Here is a 14,042-nt window from a genome sequence, read left to right on the forward strand (position 1 = left end):
CTCATCGTGCGGGCCGCATAGGGTGGATCGATGGCATCCCCTCGCTTCCGTCCCGTTCCCCACGCCCGCCCCGGCGACCGGATCGCGGTGCTGTCTCCGGTTTTCGCCGCCCCCGCGATCTCCGCCGCGGTTCACGAGCAGGCGCTCCGGCGACTGCAGGACGTCACGGGTCTCATCCCCGTCGAGTACCCGACGACGAGAGTCGCGGACGCCAGCGCGCGCGACCGCGCTCGGGACGTCAACGCCGCCTTCGCCGACCCGCAGATCCGAGCGGTGATCGCGACCCTGGGCGGCGACGACCAGGTGACGATCATCCCGCACCTGGACGCGGCGCTCATTGCGGCAGATCCGAAGCCCTTTCTGGGTTACAGCGACAACACCAACCTGCATTCCTTCCTGTGGGGTCTGGGCGTCCGCAGCTTCTACGGCGGCTCGACGCAGATTCATCTCGGGGCCGGGCCCGCCGTCGACGAGATCCGCGCGCGCTCGCTGCGCGCGGCGCTGCTGGACGGGGGCGACATCGAGCTCACGGAGCCGGGGGAGTCGGAGGACTACGGTCTGGAGTGGACGGATCCGCGCGCTTTGCACGCGTTCGGGGAGCGCGAGACGACGGAACCCTGGACCTGGGCGGGTCCGGCGCGCGTCGTCGACGGTCCGACGTGGGGCGGATGCCTCGAGGTTCTCGACCAGATCGCACTCGCTGACCGGATGCCTTCGGTCGCGGCACTGGGCGGCGCCATCCTGCTGCTGGAGACCAGCGAGACGCTCCCGAGTGCAGATGAGGTGCGCCGCTGGGTACGCGGGCTCGGAGAGCGCGGCGTGCTGGGAGCGGTCGACGGTGTGCTCGTCGCTCGGCCGGTGGTGGCGGAGCGGGGCGTTCCGCTCGCTCCCGCAGCCCAGCGGGCGCGATTGCGCGAGGCGCAGCGAGACGTGATCATCGAGCAGGTGGCGCGATACAACCCGGACGCGGTGGTGTGCGTCGGCGTGCCGTTCGGTCACACCCGGCCGCAGTGGATCGTCCCCCACGGCGGTGTGGTGCGTCTGGACGGGGCGGCGCGCACGGTGACCGCGTCCTACGACTGAGGAAGAGCGGCGCTGCCGCGCTGATGCCGCGCGTGCCGTCCGGGTCTGGCGTGCTGCGAGTCGGTTCAGCCCGTGACGTTGCGGACGAGGGCGATGAGCGCGTCCATGTTGATGGTCTCTGCCACCGAAGCGGTTTCTTCAGCCCGTGACGTTGCGGACGAGGGCGATGAGCGCGTCCATGTCGGTGATCTCGGCCACGGAGCCGATCTCCAGCGCCTGATTGAAGTAGACGCCGTCGGCGACGAGCATCACGAGTGTGAGGGCCGTGTCGTCGGGTACGTGGGGGTCGAGGAAGGCGCGCCAGCTCTCGCGCAGCCGGCGCAGCGCCTCGGTGGCGGTGGGGGAGCCGGAGGTGGCCAGACGTCCCACCGAGGTGATGGCGCGGTCCAGCGGCGAGTTGATGGTGGCGGAGCTGCGGATGAAGGCGTCCACCACGCCGCTGGGTGACGCTGTCATCGCATCGAGGTCCTCGCGCACGAGCCGATCCATGCGCTCGACGAGGGCCTCCTCCATCGCTGACTTCGAACCGAAGTGGTAAAGCAATCCGCCCTTCGAGACGCCGGCGGCGCGCGCGGTGGCGTCCATGGTGGCGGCTCGCTCGCCGTCGTCGATGAGGAGCGCCTCGAAGGCGTCGATCACCTTCTCGCGCGCGTGCGGGGGTCGTGCCATGCCCAGCATCCTCTCATGCGACTTGATTACTATACCGGCTGGACGGTATAACTATACCAACCGGACTGTTGCCCTGCTCCGGTGCGAAGACCGAACAGTTGAGCCTGTTCACGAAACCGAGGAAGAAATGTCTGTCGACACTCACGCCCTGCGTGCCGATATCGAGACCGGTCGAGTCAGCTGGCGCGGCTGGGTTGCCCTCGCGATCCTCATGCTCCCGGTGCTTCTCGTGTCGGTGGACAACACCGTGCTCACGTTCGCGCTGCCGGACATCGCGATCTCGCTGCAGCCGTCGGCCATCGAACAGCTGTGGATCATCGACGCATACTCGCTGGTGCTTGCCGCGCTGCTGGTGACGATGGGAACTCTCGGCGATCGGTTCGGTCGTCGACGCCTGCTCCTCATCGGTGCCCTCGGCTTCACCGTGGTCTCCGCGCTGGCCGCCTTCGCGCCCTCTGCCGGGTGGCTGATCGCCGCCCGTGCCGCCATGGCCATCTTCGGTGCCATGCTCATGCCGTCGACGCTCTCGCTGATCCGCACGATCTTCACGGATGCCGTCCAGCGCCGCTTGGCGATCGCCATCTGGGCGGCGGGGTTCTCCGCCGGCGCCGCTCTGGGGCCGATCGTCGGAGGCTTCCTTCTCGAGCACTTCGCCTGGGGCTCCGTGTTCCTCATGGCGGTGCCCGTCATGATCCCGCTGCTGATCCTCGCGCCGTTCCTCGTTCCCGAGACGCGTGACCCGAACCCGGGTCGGATCGACCCGATCAGCATCGCGCTCTCGATCGCCACCATGGTTCCGGTCGTCTACGGCATCAAGGAGCTTGCGGTGGAGGGTCTGCTCTCGCCGGCGCCGATCCTGTTCGTGATCGGTGTGGGCTTCGGCTGGCTGTTCGTTCGCCGTCAGCTGCGCGCCGACGTCCCGATGCTCGACATGAAGCTGTTCCAGACACCCCGCTTCACCGGCGCCATCCTGGTCAACATGCTCAGCATCTTCGCGTTGGTGGGCTTCCTGTACTTCGTCTCGCAGCACCTGCAGCTCATCCTCGGCCTGACGCCGATGGCCGCTGGATTCGCGCTCGTTCCCGGCCTCGTGGTGATGATCGTGGCGGGGCTCGTGGTCGTGCCCATCGCTCAGCGAGTGGCACCGCGTGTGATCGTTCCGGTCGCTCTGCTGTTCTCCATCGCGGGATTCGTGTTGTCCGCGCTGGCCTCTCAGGAGGGAGCGCTCCTCACGCTGGTGATCGCGTTCGTGCTTCTGGGCATCGGCATCGGCATGGCCGAGACCGTCTCCAACGACCTCATCCTGGCCAGCGCTCCGCCCGCGAAGGCGGGTGCCGCCAGTGCCGTGTCCGAAACCGCGTACGAGCTCGGCGCTGTCCTCGGCACCGCCGTGCTCGGTGGTCTGCTCACCGCGCTGTACCGCACGAACCTCGTCGTCCCCGACGGCGTGGGGGAGCAGGCGGCGGACGCCGCTCGTGAGACGTTGGCCGGTGCGATGGTGACGGCTGAGGAGATCGGCGGCGCTATCGGCGACCAGCTGCGGCATGCCGCGGCGCACGCGTTCGACTCGGGCGTGCTCATCACCGGCCTCATCGGCGCGGGTCTCGTGGTGATCGCCGGGGTCATCGCGGCCACTACGCTGGGAGGGAAGTCCGTCGCACACTCCGACGCGGAGTGATGCCGCCCTGAGGAGAGCAATGTCGCGTGTCGTGAAGCTGGCCGTCATCCCCGGTGACGGGATCGGCCCCGAGGTCGTCGCCGAAGCCGAGAAGGTTCTGGATGCGGTCACGGCCGACTCCGGCGTCACGTTCGAGAAGACCCGCTTCTCCCTCGGCGCCGCGCGTTACCTCGAGACCGGTGACACGCTCACTGACGAGGACCTCGCCGCGATCGCCGAGAACGACGCCATCATCCTCGGCGCGGTGGGCGGTGTCCCCGGCGACCCGCGCCTGAAGGACGCGAACATCGAGCGCGGACTGCTCCTGAAGCTGCGCTTCACCCTGGACCACTACGTCAACCTCCGCCCCTCGCGCCTGTACCCGAACTCCACCAGTCCGCTGGCGAATCCCGGCGACATCGACTTCGTCGTCGTGCGCGAGGGCACGGAGGGTCCGTACGTGGGCAACGGCGGCTCGATTCGTCGCGGCACGCCGCAGGAGATCGCCAACGAGGTGAGCGTGAACACCGCGTTCGGCGTGGAGCGCGTCGTCCGTTACGCGTTCGACCTGGCCGAGCGGCGTCGTCAGAAGCTCACCCTGGTGCACAAGACCAATGTGCTGACGTTCGCCGGCGGCATCTGGCAGCGCATCGTGAACGAGGTGGCGTCGGAGCACCCCGACGTGGCCGTAGACTACTTGCACGTCGATGCGGCAACGATCTTCCTGGTCACGAACCCGTCTCGCTTCGACGTGATCGTCACCGACAACCTGTTCGGTGACATCCTGACCGATCTGGCAGGTGCCGTCACCGGAGGCATCGGCCTCGCTGCTTCCGGGAACATCAACCCCGATGGCACCTTCCCGTCGATGTTCGAGCCCGTTCACGGTTCGGCTCCCGACATCGCGGGCCAGCAGAAGGCGGACCCCACCGCTGCGATCGGTTCCATCGCCCTCCTGCTCGATCACCTGGGGCTCGAGGACGAAGCACGTCGCGTGAACGACGCGATCGAGGCCGATGTCGCCGCACGTGGCGACCAGCCTCGCACCACGACTCAGATCGGCGATGCCATCGCCGAGCGGGTTCGGGCGTAGCCTGATCCCGCGCAGAACGCTTCTTCGAACCAGGATGTGACATGACCACTTCTTCCACCCTCGAATTCCAGGTGACCCGCAACCTCGCGGCCAAGACCGACGCCCAGCGTGACGAGATCCTCGCCAACCCCGGCTTCGGTCAGCACTTCACCGACCACATGCTCGACGTTTGCTGGTCGGAGACCGGCGGCTGGCACCGCCCGCGCGTGCAGCCGTACGGCCCGATCTCCCTCGACCCGGCGGCATCGGTGCTGCATTACGGTCAGGAGATCTTCGAGGGCATCAAGGCCTACCGTCACGCTGACGGTTCCGTCCACACCTTCCGTCCGCTGGAGAACGCGCGACGCCTGCAGCGCTCGGCGCGCCGCATGGCCCTGCCGGAGCTCCCCGAGGAGATCTTCGTCCAGTCGCTGCGCGAGCTGATCGCGGTCGACGGCGCATGGGTTCCCTCCGGTGAGGACCAGTCGCTGTACTTCCGTCCGTTCATGTTCGCCAAGGAGGCTTTCCTGGGCGTTCGTCCGGCGAAGAAGGTGGCCTACTACCTGATCGCCAGCCCCGCAGGTGCCTACTTCTCGGGCGGCGTGAAGCCCGTCAAGATCTGGCTGAGCGAGGACTACGCCCGCGCGGGCAAGGGCGGCACGGGTGCGGCCAAGACGGGCGGAAACTACGCGTCGAGCCTCGTCGCCCAGGCCGAGGCCAGCGACAACGGCTGCGACCAGGTGGTCTTCCTCCGTGACGGCAACGTCGAGGAGCTGGGCGGCATGAACGTGGTCTTCGTCATGAAGGACGGCACGATCGTCACCCCCGAGTCTGACTCGATCCTGCAGGGCATCACGCGGGATTCGATCCTGCAGCTTGCGGAGGACCGGGGGCACACGGTCGAGCGTCGCGACATCTCGCTGGAGGAGTGGCGCGAGGGTGTGCGCAGCGGCGAGATCGTCGAGGTGTTCGCCTGTGGCACTGCCGCCGTGCTGAGCCCGATCGGCCTGCTCAAGGGCGCGGGCTTCGAGGACGAGCAGCCGCTGGGCGAGCTCGCCACGAGCCTGCGTCAGGAGCTCACCGACATCCAGTACGGCCGGGCCGAGGACAAGCACGGCTGGCTCGTGCGCCTCGACGCCTGAGAAGTCAGCGCCGCAGAACGGGGCCCGTGCCACCGCAACGACGGTGGCACGGGCCCCGTCGCGTGCGCGGCGGACGATAGGCTGGAACGGTGAGGATCGCACGTTTCAGCCACCAGGACGCCATCAAGTACGGCATCGTCGACGACACGGATCTCGTGGTGCTCGCCGGCGACCCGATGTTCGCCGGATTCGACACCACGGGGGAGCGGGTGCCCCTGGCTGATGCCGCGCTGCTGGCCCCGGTGATCCCGCGTTCGAAGGTGGTGGCCGTCGGCCGCAACTACGCCGATCATGCGGCGGAGTTCGGGAACGACGTGCCTGCGGAGCCGATGCTGTTTCTCAAGCCCAACACCGCCGTCATCGGTCCAGGCGACGCGATCGTTCGCCCGAACGCGCTCTCGGAGCGCGTGGAGTTCGAGGGCGAACTGGCCGTCGTGATCGGCCGCATCGCGAAGAACGTGACCGCGGAGAACGCGCTGGACTACGTGTTCGGCTACACCATCGGCAACGACGTGACGGCGCGCGACCTGCAGCGCAGCGACGGCCAGTGGTCGCGTGCCAAGGGCTTCGACACCTTCTGCCCACTGGGCCCCGCGATCGAGACCGAGTTCGACCCCACGGTCGGTGTGCTCACCGCCAAGGTCAACGGCGAGATCAAGCAGCAGGCACCGCTGAGCGACATGGTGCACGGCGTGGCCGCTATCATCGCCCACGCCTCTGCGGCCTTCACCCTTCTCCCGGGTGACGTCATCCTCACCGGCACGCCCGCCGGCGTTGGACCGCTGGTCGCGGGCGATGTGGTCGAGGTGGACATCACCGGGCTCGGCATTCTGCGTAACGCCGTGCGCGACGCATCGTGATGCAGGTCCAGGCGCTCCGCGCTGAGCGGCGGGTGCTCCGCACCACGGCATCGGCCACCTCGTGACGGCGTCGGCCGTGCTCGATGAGGCGGCGATCGCGCGGATCCAATCGCGGACCGTGCGCACGCTTGCCGTGGGCCAGGTGCTGGGTGGCATCGCGTTCGGTGCCACGGTGTCGCTCGGCGCCCTGCTGGCGAAGGACATCACGGGGCAGGACGCGCTGTCCGGCTTCGCGACCGCGTTCGTGACGCTCGGAGCTGCCGTCGCCGCCATCCCCCTGGCGCGGCTCGCCGCGCGCCAGGGACGACGGATCGCGCTGACGCTCGGGAACCTGCTCGCGCTGATCGGCATCGTGATCGTCATCTCGGCGGCTTCGTCCGCCACGTTCTGGCTGTTCCTCATCGGTGTCGTTCTCATCGGCACCGGAAACGCAGGAAACCTGCAGTCGCGCTTCGCTGCCACGGATCTCGCCACACCCGCGCGACGGGGGCGTGAGCTGTCCGTCGTCGTCTGGGCGACGACGGTCGGAGCCGTCGCCGGCCCGCTCCTGCTCGGACCGGGGGAAGCTCTCGGGCGCTCGCTCGGGATGCCGGTGCACACCGGCTCGTACCTGTTCTCGCTCGCCGCCCAGGTCGCGGCGTTCCTGCTGTACATCATCGCCCTGCGTCCGGATCCTCTCCGCATCGCCCAGCAGCGCGATGCGGACGCTCCGGCAACCGCCGTCGGTGCCTCCGTGGACCGGCCGCGCGTGGCGCGATATGCGATCTTCGCCGTGGCGGCGTCGCACACGGTCATGGCGTCGGTGATGGCGATGACCCCCGTTCACCTGCAGCACATGACGATGGGCGACGCGACGGTCATCGTAGGCATCACGATCGCCGCGCATGTCGCGGGGATGTACGGTCTGTCGCCGGTGTTCGGCTGGTTGTCCGATCGTTTCGGACGCGTCGCTGTGATCCTGCTCGGCCAGCTGCTCCTTGCGGGCGCGCTGGTGGCCGCATTCGTGGGGAGCGCGTCTCACGCGGGGGTGCTGATCGCCCTCATCCTGCTCGGACTCGGCTGGAGCGCGGCGACCGTCGCCGGCAGCACCCTGCTCACGGAGGCGTCCTCGCTGGAGCGGCGCCCCCGACGGCAGGGCCTCAGCGACTCGCTCATGAGCCTCTGTGCGGGAGTCGGCGCGATCCTCGCCGGGCTCGTGCTCCAGGCGGTCGAGTACCGCGGGCTCGCCGTTGTTGCGCTGGTCCTCGTCATCGCCGTGACAGCGGTGTCGCCGTTCGCCCTGCGCGTTCGCGATCCGCAGGCCTGAGGCCGGACGAGCAGGACTTCGAGCTCGCGCCACGGCTGGAGTGCGTTGAGGCACCGGTGCTCTACTCAGCGATCCCCGAGGCGTCGCGCGGACGTGGGCACGCTGTCGACCGCCGCTTGCGTGCCCGGATGACGGGCTGTGCTGCGGGGGATGGGATCGGCCATTGCCCGAGACCGTCACGGACGGCGGGCGATCGCCTTTCTCATCGGGCGCAGCACAGTCGGCTCAGCCACGGGCAGGTGGAGTCGCAGCGCCCGCGCGCCGCCGACCTCGAAGCTCTGCTCGCTCGGGATCATTCGGCTGTGATCGCGCACCGGATCGGCCGTTCCGGAGTTGCGCAGATACACCGGGTGGGCCCCGGAGGACACCTGCAGTCGCAGCCGGTGACCCACGGCGAAGCGATGGGCGAGAGGTGCGAGTGCGAGCGTCACACTGTTCGCCGCGCCGAGCTCCCGCCGAACGTACCCGTCCGTGACGGTTCTCGAGCGCCCGCGAGCGTCCACATCGCACAACCGGACGAACAGGTCCACGCGCGGATTGGTCGACTCCAGCGAGATCTCGATGCGGGGTTCGCCGATCACCAGGAGATCGTCGGCGAGCGCATCGGAGGTGAACAGGACGACGTCGTCTCGGCGCTCGCGGCGACGCTGGATCCGATACCCCGACTCGAACGGCCCCAGCGTGCGGCCGCCCTCGCTCGGAGTCGGGTCGGTCGGGTCGTAGCGATACGTCACCGTGGCTGCCTGCTTGTCGGCCGCCCCCTCGCGGAGACTGCCTGCCGCGGTCGCCGCCCACACCGTTGGCCGCGCGGGCGGTGGCCACGACTCCACCTCGCGCCAGCCCACGCCACCGGTGACCTCCACGCGTACGTCGGGCAGGTGCTCCAGCGAATCGAAGGCGCGTAGCGCATCACGCACGCCCATCACCGAGGTCTCCGGCGCGCCATGGAGCCAATCACCGATCACGAGCTTTGTGGGCACCCCGCCCGCGACCAGGCCGGCATAGTCCTTCAGCTGCTCCACCAAGAAGAGGTCCTGCCACCCCGCGACCAGGGCGACCGGAGGCACCGTCGCCGGGTCCTGCGCGAAATGCAGCGGCTCCCACCACGGGTCATCGCGATCCGCGTGCTCCAGCCAGTCTCGGAAGAACGGCGGATCCGTTCCCAGTGCGTCCCGGGCTGCATCCGCCGGCGGCACGATGACGGAGCCTCGGCGCAGGGCTGTGGCCGAGCGGAGGATCATCCCGATCCGGGCGAGCAGGGGGCGCTCCTGCATGCGCAGGGCGAAGGTCCACGCGAGCACGGTGTCCATTCCGTAACCTCGGCCGGGATAGATGATCGCGTCATCGAATCGGCGGGCGGACACGGCGATCCCCAGGGCGTCGGGCCGCTCGGGCCCATCGCAGAGAGCCCACTGCGTGACGCCGAAGTAGCTCCCGCCCCAGGCATGCACTCGCCCGGCGGCCCAGGGCTGGGCGCGCAGCCAGCGCAGGGTGCTCTGCCCGTCTGCCGCCTCGTCATGCAGGGGATCGAACGCGCCTCCGGAGCCGAACGTTCCCCGGCAGCTCTGCACGATCACGTGGTGGCCCCGCTCGGCGACGAACTTCGCCACCCCCGCGATGCCCTCACGCCCGTACGGGGTGCGGATCAGCAGTGTCGTGCCGTGAGCATCCGGTGCATGCCAGTGGTCGGTGAGCAGCACCTCGCCGTCGTCGGCGGTCACAGGGAGATCGCGATCCCGTCGAACGTGCGGGTGGGTCGCGGGCGGCATATCGGCTGCCCGCTCGAGGCGCCGATACTCCTTCCGTGCCGCGCGAACCAGCCGTTCGTCCGTCGTCATGTGCTGCTCTCGGGTCACGCGCACGACGATACCCGCCGGGGGCAAGCGTGCCCGTGACGCGCGTCGTGCGGCCGATAGAATACGAGGTGATGTCGACTTCACCTGATCCCCGCACCACGACCGCCTCCGGGGCGGACGTTCGCGTGCGCTTCTGCCCGTCACCCACCGGCCTGCCGCACGTCGGCATGGTGCGCACCGCCCTCTACAACTGGGCCTATGCGCGTCACACCGGCGGCAAGCTCGTGTTCCGCATCGAGGACACCGATGCCGCGCGCGACAGCGAGGAGAGCTACCGCCAGCTGGTGGATGCGCTCACCTGGCTCAAGATCGACTGGGACGAGGGCGTCGAGGTCGGCGGTCCGCACGCGCCGTACCGCCAGTCCGAGCGCAAGCCCATCTACGCCGAGGTGCTGCAGAAGCTGATCGACGCGGGCGTCGTCTACGAGAGCTACTCGAACGCCGAGGAGATCGACGCGCGCAACGAGGCCGCGGGTCGTGCCAAGCAGCTCGGCTACGACAACTACGACCGTGACCTGACCGACGAGCAGAAGGCCGCGTTCCGCGCGGAAGGTCGCGAGCCCGCGTACCGCCTGCGCGTTCCGGACGGCGACTTCACGTATGTGGACCTGATCCGCGGCGAGGTGACCTTCCCGGCGGGTTCGTTCCCCGACTTCGTGATCGTGCGCGCCGGTGGCCACGCCCTGTACACGTTCACGAACCCGGTGGATGACGCGCTCATGGGCATCACGCACGTGATCCGCGGTGAGGACCTCATGCCGTCGACGGCACGTCAGCTCGCGCTCTACGGTGCCCTGATCGACGCCGGCGTGACCGACTTCGTGCCGCGCTTCGGACACATGCCCCTGGTGCTGGGGGAGACCGGCAACAAGAAGCTCTCCAAGCGCGACCCGCAGGCTGACCTCTTCCTGCAGCGCGACAAGGGCTTCATCCACGAGGGTCTGCTGAACTACCTGGCGCTGCTCGGCTGGTCGATCGGTCCGGACCGCGACATCTTCTCGCTGGAGGAGTTCACCGCGGCCTTCGACATCGCCGACGTCAACCCGAACCCGGCGCGCTTCGACCAGAAGAAGGCCGAATCCATCAACGGCGACCACATCCGCCGTATCGATGTCGCGGACTTCACAGAGCGTTCCGTCGCCTACATGACCGCGGCGGGCGTGTGGTCCGAGCCCACGCCGGAGCAGCTGGCGCTGTTCGCGAAGGCGACGCCGCTGGTGCACGAGCGCGTGCAGCTGCTGGGCGAGGTGCCCGGCATGCTGTCGTTCCTCTTCACCGACGCTGTCACCTATGAGGCGGACGCGATGAAGGGCCTCCCCGCGGACGCACCGATGGTGCTGACCGCGTGCGTCGGCGCTCTCGAGGTCGTTGCGGAGGCGGACTTCGACGCCGCCCACATTCAGGACGCGCTTGCCGCGGCCCTCGTCGACGAACTCGGACTGAAGCCGCGCGTGGCCTACGGCCCGCCGCGGGTGGCCATTACCGGTCGCCGCGTGTCGCCGCCCCTGTTCGAGTCGATGGAGCTGCTGGGCAAGGCGGAGACGCTGCGCCGTCTGGACGCCCTCGCGAACGAGCTGACCCAGACCGTCTGACGGCCGTGACGGGCGAACTCGACGAGATCGCGGCCGAGCTCTGCTCCGGTCCGCTCGCCGAGTTCGTCCCCTCGCGCGCGCAGTACGCCGCGCGTGTGGATGACCCGGCGCTGGCGAAGCAGATCCGTGGGCTGCGCAAACCCAGCGTCGCCGCGTGGGTGGTCAACGTCTTCGCCCGGCAGCGCGCCGACCAGCTGGCTGAAGCCCTGCGGCTGGCCGCGGATCTTCGGGAGGCTCAGGAACACCTGGATGCCGCCGCGCTCACCGAGCTCAGCCGTCAGCGTCGGGCTCTGACCAGGCGACTGGCCGAGGATGCGGCACGCTTGGCGACATCGCAGGGGGAGCGGGTCACGGATGCCACGCTCGAGTCGGTCCATCAGACCATCTCGGCAGCGTTCTTCGAGCCGCGGGCGGCTGCGGCAGTGGCATCCGGACGGCTCGTGCGGGCACTGGAGCCCGGTGCCGGTGGTGTCGCAGACCTCGAGGGTGTCGTGGCCGGAAGTCCGCCTTCGCCGCCGGCGGCGGTCGAGGCTCCCGCCGACGAACTCGCCGAGCGGCGCCGTGTACGGGCAGCCGAGGCTGCCGTTCGTGATGCGGAGAAGGCTCGAGAGCGAGCGGATCGCGGGCTCTCGGATCTCATGAAGCGCGCGCAGGAAGCGCACGCGCGCACGGAGGGCCTCGCCGAGCGGGTGGCGCAGCTGGAGGCGGACCTCGCCCGCGTGCGCGGCGCGCTGGATGCCGCGCGTGCCGATGCCGACGCCGCGGATGGGGAGCGCGCGGCGCGCGTGGAGGAGGCCCGCGTCGCTCACGAGCGCGAGGACGCCGCCCGCGCCGCACTGGAGGAGTTGCGGGGCTGACGCCGATGTTCGGCGGGATGGCGGCTCGGCTCCGGTGCCTCAGAAGAGGGTGATGTCGCGAGATGAGGGCGATGACCCGTATGCCAGGCCTATTTTCGGAGCAACTGCCTCATCTGGCGGCATGCCGCTCCAGCGCCTCGAGACGATGACGGGGCAAAGCGAAAGGCCCTCGGTTTCCCGAGGGCCTTTCGTAAGTGCTGGGGTACCTGGACTCGAACCAAGAACAACTGAACCAGAATCAGCCGTGTTGCCAATTACACCATACCCCACCGGTTATCGACCGGCGTCGCAACGTGTTCTAGCTTAGACCACGCGTGCGCACCGGCCAAACTGAGAGCGTATCCCGCGCGCGTCACGGCGTCTAGGGCGCTGTGAGAGGATTGTCGGGTGAGACTCCCCGTATCCCCGGTACTCGTCATCATCGCGGCTCTGGGGGTCGCGACACTCAGCGGATGTTCGGCATCCCCGGAGTCGCCGTCCACCACCGCGACGAATCCTCCCGCGGCGGCGGAGTCGACCAGCTCAACCGAGCCGAGGGCGACGTCCCAGCCGAGCGCACCGGGCGACGCCGAGTCCGCCGCGGCGATCACGTGTGCGGACATCGAGCCGCTTGCCGCGTCGATCACGGGGAACTTCACGTTCTCCGCGGCCGACTCCGTCGAGGCATCGGACGGAACCACCTGTGTCTGGACGAACGACGCGGTCACCTCCGGCTCCACGGATATCGCCGACTACGCTGCGCTGTCCGTCGGCATCGATAGCCTGGCCTGGACCGCGGAGGAGCTCAGCACTCTGCCCGGCGCGACCGACGATCCGCGTGCCGACGCGCTCGGCGGTCGCGTGCTGATCCTGGGCGAAGGCACGACGTTGGGCGAAGTGGGCTCGGTTCAGGTCCTCTTCCCCCGGGGCTCCGTCACGATCGTCGCTACCGGCGCGATGCTGACCGCATCGCCCGACACCGCGATCCCGGTTGATGCAGCGATCGACGTCGCCGCGGCCGTCGCCGGCCTTCGGGGCTAGCGCGCTGCAGGGGCCGCGAACTGCGCGGTCCCGTCCCGATGGATCTTCCTCAAGAACTCGGGCTGAGGCCGCGGGAAGTGACCGCCGTCATCAGCGTGTCGGGCAGGTCTCGAACACGTACTCGCCCGAGTCCGGGGTGCGAAGGTCGCGGTCGCGCAGGATCATGAGCGCAGGCGAATCCGGATCGGCGCACATCTCCTCGAACGTTCGCGGCAGCTCGTCGGTGTACTCGATGTCCAGCACAGCGGCACCGTACACATCGCGATAGGCCGAGCACTCCTCATACGCGGCGCACTCCTCGGTCACCGCGAAGTCGAAGCCTGCATCAGCGCGGAGGCGGGCCGCGTGTTCCGCGGTGTTCTTCTGGCCCACGGCGAGCCCTGCATCGTGGGCGACGTCGGCGAGAAGCCGAGCGAGTTCGAGGTTGTCGTCGAGAGTCATCGCGTCGCCTGACCGGGTGAAGCTGTCGAGATTGTCGAACTCGACAGCATCGAACCCGTCCTCGGCGCAGCCGCGGAGCCACGGAGCGACCACGTCGACGATCGCGGTGCGACGCTCGGCGGACGAGGTGTCCAACAGGATCTCGTCGGGCCACTCCGGGTCATGAACGAGTTCGCCGTCGCGGGTGAGGAGAACGGATTCAGGCCACGACTCCCGTTCACCCGGCTGAGTCTGGAAGGCGTTCACGTAGCAGACCGAATACGCGCCCGGCGCGGGCGGCGCTGTGCGATCCCGCGCCACGACGCCCACTCCGGCGCTCGGCTCGTAGGGGCCGCCCAGCTGGTAGTCGAACGCCGTGGTCGCGGGCCAGGGAGTCGGGCCGTCCGCGGTGGGCGGGACCGTCGGATCGGCGGCACCAGCGCAGCCGGACATCACGGCGACGGTGACGAGCATGACGGCGGCGGTCAGGGAACGCAGGGGAGACACC

The 14,042-nt window shown here is 69.1% G+C and carries 12 protein-coding genes and 1 tRNA gene; 9 read left to right on the top strand and 4 right to left on the bottom strand.

Features of this window, described 5'->3' with window-relative positions; all coding sequences use genetic code 11:
* Positions 1 to 30: 30 nt before the first annotated feature.
* Complete coding sequence (locus ABTV68_RS08245; protein WP_433677146.1) at positions 31 to 1,083, top strand: S66 family peptidase; 1,053 nt, start codon at positions 31 to 33, stop codon at positions 1,081 to 1,083.
* Positions 1,084 to 1,221: 138 nt separating this feature from the next.
* On the opposite strand, the gene ABTV68_RS08250 is transcribed toward ABTV68_RS08245, so the two are convergent.
* On the bottom strand, positions 1,222 to 1,752 hold the full coding sequence (locus tag ABTV68_RS08250; RefSeq protein ID WP_433677147.1) for a TetR/AcrR family transcriptional regulator: 531 nt from the start codon (positions 1,750 to 1,752) through the stop codon (positions 1,222 to 1,224).
* Between the two features lie 127 nt (positions 1,753 to 1,879).
* On the opposite strand from ABTV68_RS08250, the gene ABTV68_RS08255 reads away from it, so the two are divergent.
* The 5 genes from ABTV68_RS08255 to ABTV68_RS08275 all read left to right on the top strand — a co-directional run bounded on the left by ABTV68_RS08255 (position 1,880) and on the right by ABTV68_RS08275 (position 7,789).
* On the top strand, positions 1,880 to 3,430 hold the full coding sequence (locus tag ABTV68_RS08255) for an MFS transporter (protein ID WP_433677148.1): 1,551 nt from the start codon (positions 1,880 to 1,882) through the stop codon (positions 3,428 to 3,430).
* A gap of 19 nt (positions 3,431 to 3,449) precedes the next feature.
* Positions 3,450 to 4,502 (top strand): 3-isopropylmalate dehydrogenase, encoded by a 1,053-nt coding sequence (locus ABTV68_RS08260; RefSeq protein ID WP_433677149.1) that lies wholly within the window; start codon positions 3,450 to 3,452, stop codon positions 4,500 to 4,502.
* Between the two features lie 41 nt (positions 4,503 to 4,543).
* On the top strand, positions 4,544 to 5,623 hold the full coding sequence (locus ABTV68_RS08265; RefSeq protein WP_433677150.1) for a branched-chain amino acid aminotransferase: 1,080 nt from the start codon (positions 4,544 to 4,546) through the stop codon (positions 5,621 to 5,623).
* An 89-nt stretch (positions 5,624 to 5,712) separates the two neighbouring features.
* On the top strand, positions 5,713 to 6,483 hold the full coding sequence (locus ABTV68_RS08270; RefSeq protein WP_433677152.1) for a fumarylacetoacetate hydrolase family protein: 771 nt from the start codon (positions 5,713 to 5,715) through the stop codon (positions 6,481 to 6,483).
* A 61-nt stretch (positions 6,484 to 6,544) separates the two neighbouring features.
* The gene (locus tag ABTV68_RS08275; RefSeq protein ID WP_433677153.1) at positions 6,545 to 7,789 is read left to right on the top strand and encodes an MFS transporter; all 1,245 of its coding nucleotides are present in this window, start codon (positions 6,545 to 6,547) and stop codon (positions 7,787 to 7,789) included.
* 176 nt (positions 7,790 to 7,965) lie between these two features.
* Here the strand turns inward: ABTV68_RS08275 and ABTV68_RS08280 are convergent, their stop codons facing one another.
* Complete coding sequence (locus tag ABTV68_RS08280; RefSeq protein WP_433677154.1) at positions 7,966 to 9,645, bottom strand: CocE/NonD family hydrolase; 1,680 nt, start codon at positions 9,643 to 9,645, stop codon at positions 7,966 to 7,968.
* A 71-nt stretch (positions 9,646 to 9,716) separates the two neighbouring features.
* Here ABTV68_RS08280 and gltX point away from each other — a divergent pair, with 71 nt between their 5' ends.
* Both gltX and ABTV68_RS08290 read left to right on the top strand, forming a co-directional pair.
* Positions 9,717 to 11,237, top strand: a complete 1,521-nt coding sequence (gltX, locus tag ABTV68_RS08285; RefSeq protein WP_433677155.1) for a glutamate--tRNA ligase — start codon at positions 9,717 to 9,719, stop codon at positions 11,235 to 11,237.
* A 5-nt stretch (positions 11,238 to 11,242) separates the two neighbouring features.
* On the top strand, positions 11,243 to 12,094 hold the full coding sequence (locus ABTV68_RS08290; RefSeq protein WP_433677157.1) for a transposase: 852 nt from the start codon (positions 11,243 to 11,245) through the stop codon (positions 12,092 to 12,094).
* Positions 12,095 to 12,291: 197 nt separating this feature from the next.
* Here ABTV68_RS08290 and ABTV68_RS08295 read toward each other — a convergent pair.
* A tRNA-Gln gene (locus tag ABTV68_RS08295) sits at positions 12,292 to 12,363 on the bottom strand.
* A gap of 118 nt (positions 12,364 to 12,481) precedes the next feature.
* On the opposite strand from ABTV68_RS08295, the gene ABTV68_RS08300 reads away from it, so the two are divergent.
* The gene (locus ABTV68_RS08300) at positions 12,482 to 13,114 is read left to right on the top strand and encodes a hypothetical protein (protein WP_433677158.1); all 633 of its coding nucleotides are present in this window, start codon (positions 12,482 to 12,484) and stop codon (positions 13,112 to 13,114) included.
* A gap of 90 nt (positions 13,115 to 13,204) precedes the next feature.
* Here the strand turns inward: ABTV68_RS08300 and ABTV68_RS08305 are convergent, their stop codons facing one another.
* Positions 13,205 to 14,041, bottom strand: coding sequence for an endo alpha-1,4 polygalactosaminidase (locus tag ABTV68_RS08305; RefSeq protein WP_433677159.1), 837 nt, complete (start codon positions 14,039 to 14,041; stop codon positions 13,205 to 13,207).
* Position 14,042: the final 1 nt, after the last annotated feature.

It is taken from the genome of Microbacterium gorillae, from assembly GCF_050990725.1.
In the GTDB taxonomy this organism is placed as follows: domain Bacteria; phylum Actinomycetota; class Actinomycetes; order Actinomycetales; family Microbacteriaceae; genus Microbacterium; species Microbacterium gorillae_A.

Excerpts from the sequence above, each read along its gene's own strand:
- ABTV68_RS08265 (WP_433677150.1), top strand. The coding sequence starts at position 4,544 with ATGACCACTTCTTCCACCCTCGAATTCCAGGTGACCCGCAACCTCGCG.
- gltX (WP_433677155.1), top strand. The coding sequence starts at position 9,717 with ATGTCGACTTCACCTGATCCCCGCACCACGACCGCCTCCGGGGCGGAC.
- ABTV68_RS08260 (WP_433677149.1), top strand. The coding sequence starts at position 3,450 with ATGTCGCGTGTCGTGAAGCTGGCCGTCATCCCCGGTGACGGGATCGGC.
- ABTV68_RS08255 (WP_433677148.1), top strand. The coding sequence starts at position 1,880 with ATGTCTGTCGACACTCACGCCCTGCGTGCCGATATCGAGACCGGTCGA.
- ABTV68_RS08250 (WP_433677147.1), bottom strand. The coding sequence starts at position 1,752 with ATGGCACGACCCCCGCACGCGCGCGAGAAGGTGATCGACGCCTTCGAG.
- ABTV68_RS08245 (WP_433677146.1), top strand. The coding sequence starts at position 31 with ATGGCATCCCCTCGCTTCCGTCCCGTTCCCCACGCCCGCCCCGGCGAC.